Below are 12,952 nucleotides of genomic sequence, written 5' to 3' on the forward strand. Positions count from 1 at the left end.
GATTCGGCTGGCTATTTTGGCCATCGATTAATGGCGGCGTTTTATCTCATCAATCAGCGCCGTTGCCAGCGGAGTCGTGGCGATGCTTTTTGAGGTGATAAGCACCACAGGGATTTGGTAGGAGTATTTCTCCGGCAAAATGGCTTTGAACAGCCCCTTGTCCACCCAGTGGCTGGCGTAGTGCTCCGGCAGGTAGCCGATAAATTTGCCCGACAGAATAAGATGGGCAATGCCTTCATCGTGGTAGGCGGTGGCGGTGTTTTGATAGTTAAGGTCATCGTTACGCATTTCTTTGTCGCGCATATAGTTACTGGTGATAACCTCGGCGTTTTGCAGCAGTGCAGGCACCTTGTCTGGGTGGCAATCAAACAGTGGATGACCCACACCGCAATATAAGTAGTTGGTCTCGTTATGGAGCGGGTGATAGTCGAGCCCGCGCAAATGATGACGGCTTACCCCAATCCCCACCAAAGAGCGGCCATTGACCACCGAGGTTTCCACCTCCCGCGCCTCACACACGTTGATATCAAACTGGATATGGCTGCTCTTGGCCTTGAGCGCCGCAATCACACCGGCAATGTCACAGCGGGGATCGCTCACCAGGGTGTCAATCACCGCAATGCTGGCCCGGCCCGCCAGCTCCTGCTTGGCACTGGCCACAGTGGATGCGAAGGCGTCGCAGTGCTGCAGCAGCTCCAACGACGCCTGATAGGTTACCCGGCCAGACTCAGTGAGCTCAAAGCCGCTGCGGCCACGCTTACACAGCTTAATGCCCAGACGCACTTCCAAATCCGACAGGTGAGCGCTGATGGTGGAGCGGCCAATATTGAGCCGCGACTCAGCCGCCGACAGGCCGCCGCACTCCACAATGGCCACAAATATCCTCAGCAGCTTTAAATCGACGTCATGAACCTGCACTTATGCTTTCCTGTGGTGGCTGTGTATCGAACCCATGTAGTGGTTTGAATGGTAACAAACACCCCACATAATAGTTCGATAATTCCGGAATGAGTTACGGTTATTGTGCATTTATAAAACTTCATCGGCAAGCTAGCATGGGGGCAATAGGGGTAAACCACGGGTTTTACCCACAAATAAAAATATAAAACAAATTGTTAGGAGCCTAAGATGCGTTTTAGATATGGTGTCGACCATCTCACTCTCGAAATCGTAAACGGCATTGCCAACGGCAGTATCCAGGCCGAGCTGTGTCAGCAAGCCATCGACAAGATCAACGCCAGCCGTCATAACGTGGATGTGATGGCCGCATCCGACAAGGCCATTTACGGCATTAACACGGGCTTTGGCCCCCTGTGCGACACCCAAATTTCACCCGCCGAAACCCATCTTCTGCAGAAAAACCTGCTGATCACCCATGCGGTGGGCGTGGGCGAACCGATTGCCAAGTCCATCTCCAGGCTGATGCTCATCACCAAGGTGCACGCCCTGAGCCAGGGCTTCTCCGGTATTCGCCTGGAAGTAGTTGAGCGCATGTTGGCCTTTCTCGCCCTCGACCTCATTCCTGTGGTGCCGGAGCAGGGCTCTGTGGGCGCCTCAGGCGATCTCGCCCCTTTATCGCACCTCTTTTTGCCGCTGATTGGCGAAGGTGAGTTCTGGCATGGCGATGGCGCCATTTCTGCCGCCGAAGCCCTGAAGGCCAATGGCCTTGCACCGCTTGAGCTGCATGCCAAAGAAGGCCTGGCGCTCATTAACGGCACCCAGTTTATTTTGTCCCACGCCATTACCGCGCTGACCAAGATGGCGTATCTGCTTGATTTGGCGGATATGGCCGGTGCCATGAGCATTGAAGGCATGCAGGGCAGTCAGTCGCCGTTTCGCGCCGAGCTGCACGAAATCCGCCCCTTTGCCGGCAATATCGAAGTGGCCGCCCGTATGCGCAAGTTCTTCGAGGGCTCCGAGAACATGGCCTCCCACGAAGATTGCGATCGGGTGCAGGACCCATATTCACTGCGCTGTATTCCTCAGGTACACGGCGCCTCACGCAATGCCTTCAATCATTTGAAGGAACTGGCCGAAATCGAGATGAACTCGGTGACCGACAACCCGATTGTCATCAGCAGCGAAGAAGCCATTTCCGGTGGCGGTTTCCACGGCCAGCCTCTGGCCATGGTGCTGGATTACACCTCCATTGCCGCGGCTGAGCTCGGTAACATTGCCGATCGACGCTGCTATTTGCTGCTGGAAGGCCTGCACGGTCTACCGCGCCTTTTGACCACCTCCGGTGGCCTTAACTCCGGCATGATGATCCCCCAGTACGTGACCGCAGCGCTGGTTACCGAAAACAAATCCCTGTGCTTCCCGCCATCGGCCGACAGCGTGCCTACCTCCATGGGCCAGGAAGACCATGTGTCCATGGGCAGTATCTCCGGCCGTAAGCTCAATCAGATCTTGGGTAACCTTGAGAAAATCTTCGCCATTGAGCTTATGTATGCCGCGCAGGCCATTGATTTCCGCCGCCCCAACCGCTGCTCTGACATTATTGAGCAAAACCATGCTCTTATTCGCGCTAAAGTGGCCAAGCTTGAAGAAGACAGATTGCTCAAGCCCGATATCGACGCCATCATCGCCCTGGTGAAAGCCCAGGCCTTTATTGTGAACTGAGGGAGGCACCACAGAATGGATACTCAGATGACTTTCCAGGCACAAATCCAGCAGGGGATCCCAAGCGAGCTGCCTGCGCCAAAGCCCTATCCGGAAGGGGCCAACCGTGCGCCCAAGCGCAAAGACATTCTCACCCCGGCCGAAAAACAGCTGGCGGTGCGTAACGCGCTGCGTTATTTTCCCGCCGAGTGGCACCAGGAGCTGGCGGTAGAGTTTGCCAAAGAACTCAATGACTTTGGCCGTATCTACATGTACCGCTTCAAGCCTGAATACGCCATGAAGGCCCGCGCCATTTCCGATTATCCGGCCAAATGCGAGCAGGCGGCCGCCATCATGCTGATGGTTGACAACAACCTGGATCCGGCCGTGGCCCAGCACCCTGAAGAGCTGATTACCTACGGCGGCAACGGTGCTGTGTTCCAGAACTGGGCCCAGTATCGTCTGACCATGAAGTACTTAAGCGAGATGGAAGCGGATCAGACCCTGCACCTCTACTCGGGCCACCCCATGGGGCTGTTCCCATCCTCGGTCGATGCGCCGCGGGTAGTGGTAACCAACGGCATGATGATCCCCAATTACTCCAAGCCTGACGACTGGGAGCGCTTCAACGCGCTGGGTGTGACCCAATACGGCCAGATGACCGCTGGCTCCTTTATGTACATCGGCCCCCAGGGCATTGTGCACGGCACCACCATCACGGTAATGAACGGTTTCCGCAAGGTGCTGGAAAAGGGCGATAGCCCCAAGGGCAAGATTTTCCTGACCGCCGGTCTTGGTGGCATGAGCGGTGCTCAGCCCAAGGCGGGGAACATTGCCGGCTGTATCACCGTATGTGCCGAGGTGAATTCCAAGGCCGCCACCAAGCGCCACGAGCAAGGCTGGGTGGATGAGCTTATCGACAACATGCCAGCGCTGGTTGAGCGGGTAAAACAGGCTCAGGCCAATGAAGAAGTGGTATCCATTGCCTTTATCGGCAACGTGGTAAACGTATGGGAAGCCTTTGACGAGCATGATATTTTTGTTCACCTTGGCTCAGATCAAACATCTCTGCACAATCCCTGGTCCGGCGGCTACTATCCGGTGGATGTAAGCTTCGATGAGTCCAACCGCCTCATCCGGGAAGAGCCTGAGCTGTTTAAAGCCAAGGTGCAGGCCACTCTCAAGCGCCACGCCGAGGCCATTAACCGCCATACCGCCAAAGGCACCTACTTCTTCGATTATGGCAACGCCTTCCTGCTTGAAGCTTCCCGCGCCGGTGGTGATGTGATGGCAGCCAATGGCATCGACTTCAAATACCCATCCTACGTGCAGGACATTCTGGGCCCCATGTGTTTCGACTATGGCTTTGGCCCGTTCCGCTGGGTGTGCACTTCGGGCAACAGTGCCGATCTCGACCGTACCGACGCCATTGCCGCCGAGGTGCTGGAGCGCCTGATGGCCCAGTCACCTGAAGAAATTCAGCAGCAGATGCAGGACAACATCACCTGGATTAAAGACGCCAAAGAAAACAAGCTGGTGGTCGGTTCACAGGCGCGTATTCTCTATGCCGACGCCGAAGGCCGGATGGAAATCGCCAAGGCCTTTAACGATGCCATCAATCGCGGCGAAATCGGCCCTGTGGTGCTCGGCCGTGACCACCACGACGTGAGCGGTACCGATTCGCCATTCCGCGAAACCTCCAACATCTACGATGGCAGCCGCTTTACTGCCGATATGGCCATTCATAACGTGATTGGCGACAGCTTCCGCGGCGCCACCTGGGTATCCATCCATAACGGCGGCGGGGTAGGTTGGGGCGAAGTGATCAACGGTGGCTTCGGCATGCTGCTCGATGGCAGCGAGGCCGCCGAGCGCCGCTTAAAATCGATGCTGCTGTTCGATGTGAATAACGGCATTGCCCGTCGCAGCTGGGCCCGCAACGAAGAAGCCAATTTTGCCATCAAACGCGAAATGGCCCGTACGCCCAAGCTTAAGGTGACCCTGGCCAATCTGGTAGACGACGACATCATCAATGGGCTTGAGTTTTAAGCCCGGTTGAGGCTGTAGCACACACGCGACAGTGAGCGCTGAGTGGTTACCCGGCAAGCTCACGCTCACAGCGAATAAAAAACGCCCTGCGGGGCGTTTTTTATTGGGCCGTGCACTGAACGTAAAACATCGGATAACACCAAACACCATCTGGGTGTGTAGGCAGTTTGAGCATAGATGGATGGTTAACGACTTGATTTATAACACTTGCATAACATGAGTCGATTCTGAGAAGATGCGGTTTAACAGGATGTCTCAGAGGGTAATTATGGACGATGTACTCACTTCGCCCCTGCGGTAGCCATGCCATTTCATTGTTTCATCCCGTAAGGGTTAACTCATTTTTTACTGCTGACCGGCATAAGGTAATTAATATTAAGGAAATGTTTATGTCTAACTTTAAAAAAGTTCTTATCGTCTTTGCTGTGTTAGTAGGGCTTGGGACAATTGCAGGAAGTTATAATGAAAGTCGTCACATGGAAATGGCCTTAGCTGAATGCGGCTCTAAAGATAAAATTGCCAACGTTGACTCTGAGGGTTTTGAGTGTAAAAAAACATAACAAGCCAGTCCTGCGCCCATAGTAAAACGGCATAGCAACCTAGGAAAGGAAATCACTTGAATTTTTTTAAATTTATAATTTTATCAATGGGTCTTGCTACACCGATGGCCAATGCAATTGTCATTCGCCATGATGTTCCCGACGACAATTATTACGCTGCACCATCTGACTTTCCGCCACTGGCGACGCTATATAATATAGGTGTTCACGGGACTCTTATCCATCCCGAATGGGTTTTAACGGCTGCTCATGCTGTTTTTTGCATGAATCCCGGCCAGAAAATTAAAATCGGAGACGAGATAGTGTCCGTGGCTAATCGATATAGTCACCCTGATTATCAGTTGGGAGGTGAGCACGATATAGCTCTGATTAAACTGGATTCTGAGATTAAAGGTATTGAGCCCGCTGAATTATATGATGGAAATACTGAAAAAGGTGCTGTGACCTGGTTCATCGGAGTCGGTGGAACAGGAACAGGTTTAAAAGGACAGACAGTTAGCTATAAAGAAAATAATGGCAAACTAAGAAAGGCTCAGAATAAGATTATTGGCACTACAGATACGGACCTTGTTTTCAAGTTCGAAAAAGGCTCTAAAGGAGAATCACTGGAAGGTGTTTCTGGTAATGGAGATAGTGGAGGGCCAGCATATATTAGAGACGGAGATAAGTATGTGTTACTCGGCATTAGCTCACGGGTAGACTCATGGTTTTATGACGTTGGTGAATATGGCGTTACTGAGCTTTACACCCGTGTTACTTCTTATCGAGATTGGATACATCAAGTGTTTTCAGCAAATGACGATTCGGCACGAAAAAGTATTACCACTCAAAGTCCTTTTCTTCAGGACAGCATGAAGTCAAAAAACATGGACGAACTATGCGCCTCATTAGAAGTGCAATGATATGTATTGCTCAAATAAGCACGTTCAAAGACGTGCCCCCTGATTTTCGCTCATCCGTTCCCCATTTAAGTTAACGCGCTTTCGGCTATGAATAAGGTGTTAGCTGATACTTTATCATCTACATCCGCAGTCGATCATAGTTATATTCAATCTCTGGAGCTAAGATGCCCTACGTTAATATTCAAATCACCAAAGGCGCCACCCGGCAGCAGAAGGTTGAACTGGTTAAAGAGGTAACTGATTCTCTGGTTCGCGTGCTGGGTAAAAAGCCTGAGCACACACATATCGTGATCCAGGAGATTGAAGAAGAAAATTGGGGCTTTTCGGGAATGCTCACTGACGAGTGGAAGAAACAGCAGACTGAATCATTACTGCGCCTAAGCTTGCTCTATACATCAGCCGCGTTAAACCTCAGCCGCTTTACGTCTTTTCAGCCTCGATGGACCTTAGTCATTATCAACACACGGTATAGGCGCACTAGTCTTGGTGAAAGCCGTTATGTGGGGTTTTGAAGCTGACTTCAATCGTCTGAAAAGGCGTTCTGGAAGGCACTTTTTCAATAGCGCTGGGCAGCCTGTTGCTGTTTCTCTCGTTTTCCTCGGCGTTGTAGAAGGCGTTAACGCACAAGGGGATGACACCAGTCCAGCATTTGGCTTAGTCATCGGTGTATTTCCCGCTTTACTGGCTGTGATCCTGGTGGTGCCCATTACTGTCTTCCGGGCCCTGTGCATGTATTTGTGATGAGGCTGGCAACAGCCTTTGCCCCGTTTCCATGTTTGGTTCTATCAGCTTATCTGGCAGGGCGTTTGTTCTACCGTGCAGTTATCTCCCGGCGCAACAAGCAGCGGTGTAGGTGAGACTGGTTGGAGTAAGAGAGAACAAAAACGCCCCATGAACGGGGCGTTTTTTATTGGCCTTATATTGGCATGGCAAAGCAACCCCAGCTTAATCGGGTTTGCTCTCTGGCGGCGTTTGGCTGTCGGCTTTTGGCGTACTTTTGGCTGCAGCATTGGCCGAAGCGTTGGCGGATTTGGTATCAGCCCCAGATGCGGCTGAATCGTCACCCGTGCTATCTGCAGTAACCTTGGATTTGTTATCCATCGGCTTTTTGGGGGCGCCAAACTGGGGCATTTTAAACTTGGCGCTGTACTTGAGTACGGCGATGTTTGAAAAAATCACCCCAATCACCAGCAGGATGATGAGCCAGACTTCCAGATTTGACATGCCGGACGCGTTCATCAGTCTACCTTCAGACGATTTTCACAGCGGCGGATGTCCTCTGGGGTATCCACTTCCGGTGAGTCGAAGGCGCTGATGGCGACTTTAATCCGGTGCCCGTATTCGAGGGCACGCAGCTGCTCGAGCTTTTCAAGATCTTCCAGGCGTCCCAGGGGCAGGCTGTTGAAGGTGTGGACAAAACGGCGGGTGTAAGCATACACACCCAAATGCTTGTACACAGGGTATTCGCTTACGTCACGGCCGAAAGGAATGCGGGCACGGGAGAAGTAGAGCGCATACATGTCGTTGTCGAACACCATCTTCACGTGCTTGGGATCGTCAAGCTCGGCCTTGTCGCTTATCTGGTAACCCAGGGTGGCCATTTCAAACTCGCCGGGATGGCGGCGGAACAGCTCAACAATCTGCTCGATGGAGATAGGGTCAATCAGGGGCTGATCGCCCTGAAGGTTAATCACCAAATCATCGTCGGCCAAACCCAGCTGGGTGATGGCGTCTTCGATACGGTCGGTACCCGATGCAGCATCGGCACCCGTCATTACCACTTTGCCGCCAAAGGATTCAACGGCAGCTTTAATACGTTCATCGTCCGTGGCCACGTAGATGGCATTCAATCCCTTCGCCAGTGCCGCACGCTCATAGACGTGCTGGATCATGGGTTTACCATTGATGGGAGCCAATGGCTTGCCGGGAAAACGGCTGGAGCCGTAGCGGGCAGGGATCAGCAGGGTCACGTTCATCGAAAAATTCCTGGACTCTAACAAAGCGGGCTCCCGAAGGAGCCCGGAAACAAGACTAGATGCGACGGTACAGCTTGGTCAGCATCTCGTCGGTCACTTTTTCTTCCCAACCGTCGCCGTACACGTTGTGCCACAGTGGGCCGAGGCTCTTGGCCACTTTAACCATACGAGCAATGGTTTCATCTGGCAAATCTTTGCAGATGTCTTTTGGCAAGGTGATGTTGTGCTTTTCCATCATGGTGCGGAATTCGGCAACGCCCTCTGGGTAGAACTCTTCCAGCACGTTAAAGGCGATACAGTTGCCGATACCGTGATGGTAGCCCAGCACGTAACCGAGGCCATAAGACAGGGCGTGACAGGCACCCACCTGGCTGTAAGCGATGGACATGCCGCCCATGTAAGAGGCCATCATCAGCTTGTCGTCTTTTTCCGGGTGGTCGTCCAGGTACACCTGACGGCACAGCTCCAGTGATTTCTCACCGAAGGCCTTGGAGTATTCGTTCAGGTAAGTGCCTTCCAGCGACTCGATGCAGTGGATGTAGCAGTCCATACCTGTGTAGAACCACTGATCAACAGGCACACCGGCGATAAGCTCAGGATCCATAATGATCTGGTCGAATACGGTGAAGTCTGAGTTCAGACCCAGCTTACGCTCAGGGCCACACAGCACGGCGGTGCGGGAGGCCTCGGCGCCAGTACCGGAAATGGTTGGAATACCGATATGATGTACGGCAGCCACCTTAATCAGATCCCAACCCTGATACATGGCAGAGCCACCTGGGTTGGTCAGCATCAGGGATACGGCCTTGGCCAAATCCATGGTAGAACCGCCGCCCAGGCCCACGACGCTCACAGGCAGCTTGCTGTTGAAGGCCTGTACTTCTTCGGTGAGGGCATCTACCTGCTCGGTAGAAGGCTCGTCATCAACGTTTACCCAAATCAGCTTGTCTTGTGGCTTGACTGGGATACGGCTTTCCAATGGTTTGCCCTGGTGCACATCGTCCACCAGAAACACCACGAAATCGTCATCGTTCTTACGCTCGGCGGCCAGTACTTCGTCGAGCTGGTTAAATGCACCGCGACCGAAGATCATCTTAGGTACAGCTTTGAAATTTCTGAACTTCATTGCAAAAGACTCCCGTCTATTATTGGGCAAAGGCCTTCTTGATGTTGGCAATACGTTCCTGGATCTGTTCTTCAGTCCAGCTGAGCTTGATGAGCATGGAAATGGTGCGGCTCATAATAGCGTCAGATTTGGGTACCGAAATCTGGGTGTAGTCAGGCTTGTCGGCCACCAGGGTGATGGGCAGGGCAGCCGGGGCACTCAGGTTTTGAATGTGGTCCCAGTTCTTCAGGTAGTGCCAGTTGTTCACATACCAGTAGAAGCAGCCATCAACGCCGTTGGCCGCCAGGGCCTTGCTGATTTCCTGCGCGCGCGCTTCAGTGGGCAGCAGAAACGACAGGAAGCCCGCGTTGTCGCCCTCTGGATCAGGAATGACGCGGAAGCTGACGTCGGCAATCTCGGCCATGGCATCTTTAATCAGCTTTTTGTTTTTACGCTGAATGTCGAGGATGGTGTCGAGTTTACGCAGCTGCGCCAGGCCCAGGGCGGCGTTCATTTCGCTGATGCGGAAGTTCAGGCCCATGATTGGGTGCTTCTCTGCGCCTCTGTCGTTACCGATATGGTCGTGGCCGTGATCAGAGAACATGTGGCTGTGGTTGTAGATGGTTTCGTCGTTGGTTACCACGGCGCCGCCTTCACCACAGGAAATGGTTTTCACTGAGTCGAAAGAATAACAACCCACCTGACCGATGGTACCCAGTGCCTGGCCATGATAGCTGCCGCCGATGGCCTGACAGGCATCTTCCAGCAGCACAATGCCGTGTTCGTCACAGATGGCCTTGATTTCAGCCATGTGGCCCATAGAACCACACATGTGCACAAAGTTAACGGCCTTGGTGCGAGGGGTAATGGCGGCGCGGATGCCTTCGGGTGACAGACACAGGGTCTCGTCGATTTCGGCGAATACTGGCACGGCGCCCGCCATCATGATGGCTTCAACTGAGGCCACAAAGGTAAAGGGAGGCACAATCACTTCATCACCGGCACCAATGCCAGCCGCCATCAGCGCGGTGGTGAGGGCACAGGTACCGCTGGAGAGCAGGTGAGCGTGTTTGACATTCAGCTTCTCACATAAGAGCGCTTCGAAGTCGCGGCTTTTCCAACGGTCATTGCGCATGCCATCGAAGTTGTAACGGAAGGTAAAGCCGTGCTCCATAACATCTGCGACTTCCTGCTTTTCTTCAGGACCAAAAATTTCAAAACCGGGCATGGAAGTGATTCTCCTAAATTCTACACATGGCGCCTTTGGCGCAATGAAAAAACCCGAAGATTATACCTGTGTTGGCAAGGTGATAGCGATGGGGAGGGCGAAAAAAATCAAAAAAGGCAGCGCGCTGGCTGCCTGTTGATTTAGTTAGCCTTTCAGGCCAAGAAAGGTCTCTCGGTCGACGGTGACATCCAGGTCGGTGAGCAGGCCGTTGGTGATGCCGTATATCCAACCGTGGATGGCGACTTCCTGCCCCCGGGCCCAGGCTTCCTGAACTATGTTGGACTCGCTGACATTGGCCACCTGCTCAATCACGTTGAGTTCGCACAGGCGGTCAAAGCGAGCCTGATCATCAAGATTTGCCAGCTCGTCGTTATGCAGGCGATGAATATCGCGAAGGTGACCGAGCCAGTTGTCGATAAGGCCAAGGCGTGCGCTGCCCATGGCGGCACGCACGCCGCCGCAGCCGTAATGGCCCACCACCATAATGTGTTTCACCTGCAGTACGTCCACAGCGTATTGAAGCACCGACAGGCAGTTGAGGTCGGTGTGGATGACCATATTGGCGATATTACGGTGAACAAATACTTCGCCCGGCAGCAAGTCAATGATTTGATTGGAGGGGACCCGGCTATCGGAGCAACCAATCCACAGGTATTCGGGGTTTTGCTGCTTGGCCAGGGTTTCGAAAAAGCCCGGATTTTCCTGCTGGATGCGTTGTGCCCATCGACGGTTATTGTCGAACAAGGGTTTGAGTAGTTTCATCTTGTCGTCGTAATTTGGCGAAATTCGGCGCTAGTGTATCAGGAAAATTTCCCGTGGCTGGTCAATCCATCTTAAAAAGCTGTGATCCAAACGAAAATACTGATCATCCGATAAAAAACAGGCCCCATCCGGAGCCTGCTTTTTAGACACGCGTTTACCTCAGAAACGGGCGATTACCTTAACTGTGTCGTTGACGTTGGCGGCATCCACGAAGCCAATCATGTTGGGATTGGACGCCACCAGACTCAGCATTTCGGCATCGTCAACGGACTTTGGTGGCTGGCCCTGACCGGAAAATACCAGTTTGGACCAATAGGCTTTGAGCTGGCTTTCAGATTTGCCAAGCACCTTGTCCACAAAGGCTGTTCTGGTGCTGCTGCCTTCTTTCAAATCCAGGGGAACTACGGGGCCGCCGCCGGGGAAGGACTTGAGTTTACCGAGGTAAATCCGTGAGATATCGCCGGAGTCCATGGTGACGCCATTACTGGGATGCACCACAACCACCACCTCGGCCATGGCACCAACAGACAACATCAGGCTGGCACAGGCGCATAATGCAGAGAGTATTTTCATGATAGAGCCTCCTTAAAAGACCAGGTCTACGCCCATTAACAGTACCTGCCCATCGGTGGCCGGGCCTTTATCGTTGGTAAAGTCCGTGTATTCCACCTTAAAGGCTGCTGAGCTGTGAAAATCCCATCGCATGCCGAGGGTGTAGTAGTAGCTGTCCTGCTGTTGGGTTTCGAGCGCCATTTTTGTAAGACCGATGAGGGGCGCCACCTGTGCCTGTGCCGCTGGGGGCAGCGCGTTATACACAGGCAGCATGGCGTCAAGCGCTTCGTACTGGGGCTTGTTTTCATCCCAGCCATAGGTGGCGTGCAGCGTTACAGTGCCAAAGCGAATACCACCGGATACGAAGGCGGAATCCTGCAGGGCAAAGGCGCTGGGGTCTAGGTCAATGCTGGTGTACTCGGCGAGAATAAACCAGTTTCCGGGATCGTATTTGCCGTGGACACCAATGATGGTGGCGGAGTCATCGATGGGTAATATGTCGTCCACTGCCTGTGCCGGAAACAGACCTGTCGCATCCACTGCCGCAGCAAGGGCAATCAGGTCGGGGTACTCGTAGCTGAGTTCAGACACATACCCGAGATTCAGGCCGTACTCAAAATTTCCGGTGGTAAAGTTGAGGTTAAGTATGTGCCCTTTAGCGGAATAAGGCGCTGCGTCGACACTGGTGCCCGATGGAACGTAGTCATCAATGGAAGAGGTGATGTATTTGTAGGTAACCCCCACGTCTGTATCACCCCAGAGGGTGGAGTAGACCAAACCAACACCCTCACCGCTGCTGAAGGGCAGTGAATACACCCCCTGTGGCGGCATTATCCAGTGATAGGCGAAGCCCACATCGATGTAGTCCGAATACTTATAGAGGTTGAAGCGCTGTCTGCCGGCCATCAACATCAGGTTATCTGTGAGGTCGTAGGACAGGTAGGCCCATTCAAATTCGACATCATAATCATCCCGGCCACGGGACAACAGTTGTGCTGTAGCCCGCAGGCCGCCACCCAGATCGGCGGCCACCTGAACGGCGAACTTGGTATTTTGGTTGAAGTCGATTTCGCTGTCATACCCGTAGAGGGATTCGTCATCGTCCAGGCTGCTGCCGGCAACGATGGAGGCAAATCCATTGATTTGAATCTCTGCCCATGCGGCCGGGGTTGCCATCAGGGCAGCAATGGTCGCTGCGACTGTACTTATTCTCATGA

Annotated in this window: 13 protein-coding genes; 5 read left to right on the forward strand and 8 right to left on the reverse strand. The window is 53.2% G+C overall.

The features are described 5' to 3' along the window. Positions 1–27 precede the first annotated feature (27 nt). Positions 28–918, reverse strand: a complete 891-nt coding sequence (locus K0H79_RS08420) for a LysR family transcriptional regulator (RefSeq protein WP_203326890.1) — start codon at positions 916–918, stop codon at positions 28–30. A 210-nt stretch (positions 919–1,128) separates the two neighbouring features. On the opposite strand from K0H79_RS08420, the gene hutH reads away from it, so the two are divergent. The 5 genes from hutH (at position 1,129) to K0H79_RS08445 (ending at position 6,624) form a co-directional block, all read left to right on the forward strand. Next, positions 1,129–2,622 carry a histidine ammonia-lyase gene (gene hutH, locus K0H79_RS08425; RefSeq protein WP_220077937.1) on the forward strand — a complete coding sequence of 498 codons (1,494 nt, stop codon included), beginning with the start codon at positions 1,129–1,131 and terminating at the stop codon, positions 2,620–2,622. Positions 2,623–2,637: 15 nt separating this feature from the next. Continuing rightward, the gene (locus tag K0H79_RS08430) at positions 2,638–4,650 is read left to right on the forward strand and encodes a urocanate hydratase (protein ID WP_220077938.1); all 2,013 of its coding nucleotides are present in this window, start codon (positions 2,638–2,640) and stop codon (positions 4,648–4,650) included. A gap of 389 nt (positions 4,651–5,039) precedes the next feature. After that, on the forward strand, positions 5,040–5,210 hold the full coding sequence (locus K0H79_RS08435; protein ID WP_220077939.1) for a hypothetical protein: 171 nt from the start codon (positions 5,040–5,042) through the stop codon (positions 5,208–5,210). 56 nt (positions 5,211–5,266) lie between these two features. Further along, positions 5,267–6,112 (forward strand): trypsin-like serine protease, encoded by an 846-nt coding sequence (locus K0H79_RS08440; protein WP_220077940.1) that lies wholly within the window; start codon positions 5,267–5,269, stop codon positions 6,110–6,112. A gap of 164 nt (positions 6,113–6,276) precedes the next feature. Beyond that, a complete protein-coding gene (locus tag K0H79_RS08445) occupies positions 6,277–6,624 on the forward strand; it encodes a 4-oxalocrotonate tautomerase family protein (RefSeq protein WP_220077941.1) in 348 nt (115 codons plus the stop codon). Between the two features lie 433 nt (positions 6,625–7,057). On the opposite strand, the gene K0H79_RS08450 is transcribed toward K0H79_RS08445, so the two are convergent. From K0H79_RS08450 to K0H79_RS08480, 7 genes are all read right to left on the reverse strand, one after another. Beyond that, on the reverse strand, positions 7,058–7,336 hold the full coding sequence (locus K0H79_RS08450) for a DUF2897 family protein (RefSeq protein ID WP_220078126.1): 279 nt from the start codon (positions 7,334–7,336) through the stop codon (positions 7,058–7,060). 14 nt (positions 7,337–7,350) lie between these two features. Then, positions 7,351–8,088: an 8-amino-3,8-dideoxy-manno-octulosonate cytidylyltransferase KdsB gene (gene kdsB, locus K0H79_RS08455; RefSeq protein ID WP_220067619.1), complete on the reverse strand. Its 738-nt coding sequence runs from the start codon at positions 8,086–8,088 to the stop codon at positions 7,351–7,353. Between the two features lie 55 nt (positions 8,089–8,143). Further along, entirely contained in the window at positions 8,144–9,214 is a 1,071-nt protein-coding gene (kdnB, locus tag K0H79_RS08460) for a 3-deoxy-alpha-D-manno-octulosonate 8-oxidase KdnB (RefSeq protein ID WP_011759754.1), read from the reverse strand. Between the two features lie 19 nt (positions 9,215–9,233). After that, on the reverse strand, positions 9,234–10,421 hold the full coding sequence (gene kdnA / locus K0H79_RS08465) for an 8-amino-3,8-dideoxy-alpha-D-manno-octulosonate transaminase KdnA (protein WP_220077942.1): 1,188 nt from the start codon (positions 10,419–10,421) through the stop codon (positions 9,234–9,236). 144 nt (positions 10,422–10,565) lie between these two features. After that, the gene (gene can / locus K0H79_RS08470; protein ID WP_220067621.1) at positions 10,566–11,183 is read right to left on the reverse strand and encodes a carbonate dehydratase; all 618 of its coding nucleotides are present in this window, start codon (positions 11,181–11,183) and stop codon (positions 10,566–10,568) included. A gap of 159 nt (positions 11,184–11,342) precedes the next feature. After that, entirely contained in the window at positions 11,343–11,756 is a 414-nt protein-coding gene (locus K0H79_RS08475) for a phosphate ABC transporter substrate-binding protein (RefSeq protein WP_220067622.1), read from the reverse strand. Between the two features lie 12 nt (positions 11,757–11,768). Then, positions 11,769–12,950: a porin gene (locus K0H79_RS08480; RefSeq protein ID WP_220077943.1), complete on the reverse strand. Its 1,182-nt coding sequence runs from the start codon at positions 12,948–12,950 to the stop codon at positions 11,769–11,771. Positions 12,951–12,952 lie beyond the last annotated feature (2 nt).

It is taken from the genome of Shewanella sp. FJAT-52076 (assembly GCF_019457455.1).
GTDB lineage: Bacteria > Pseudomonadota > Gammaproteobacteria > Enterobacterales > Shewanellaceae > Shewanella > Shewanella zhangzhouensis.